General features: G+C 75.1%; 1 pseudogene. It reads right to left on the bottom strand.

Annotated features, from left to right (window positions below):
- Window positions 1–233: 233 nt before the first annotated feature.
- A pseudogene (locus ACFVHV_RS42255) lies at window positions 234–482 on the bottom strand (hypothetical protein); the annotation flags it as partial.

Genomic DNA, 482 nt, shown 5'->3' with positions numbered 1-482 from the left:
CTGCCCCCTCTTCCCGCCTTGGCGGGGGGGGCCCGGGGGCGCCGGTTACCAACCCTGCCGCCCCCCCCGGTTTTTGCGATGGGGGTTGTATTCAGGGAGGCCGTTCCCGCCATCGGGCGGGAACGGCCTCCGGCCTGCGAAGGACTGGTCAGGACGACGGGATGTGAACCTGCGGCCCCTTGGCCGGCACCGGGCTGCCCGGGGCTGGTTCCGCCGGTCGGCGTGCGGCCGGCCTACTGCCTGCCGGAGCGAGGCCTCGGGAGGCGGCGGGTGGCACGGGCGGAGACCAGGGCCAGTGTGCCGAGGCCGACCAGCAGGGTCGCGCCGGTCGCGTAGAGCAGCTCTTCGGCGCCCGTGTTCGGCAGCTCGTTCGGGTGCTTCGGGGGCTGCGTCGGCAGGGGTGCCGGGGTGCTGGTCGCGGTGATTCGGGCGGTTGCGGGGGGTGAGGTGGTGGGTGGGCCGCTGGGTGGGGTTCCGTGGGC

The organism is Kitasatospora sp. NPDC127116, from assembly GCF_042677365.1.
In the GTDB taxonomy this organism is placed as follows: domain Bacteria; phylum Actinomycetota; class Actinomycetes; order Streptomycetales; family Streptomycetaceae; genus Kitasatospora; species Kitasatospora lactacystinica.
Note: the sequence above shows the minus strand (reverse complement) of the source record. Positions and strands in the feature narration are given on the sequence as shown.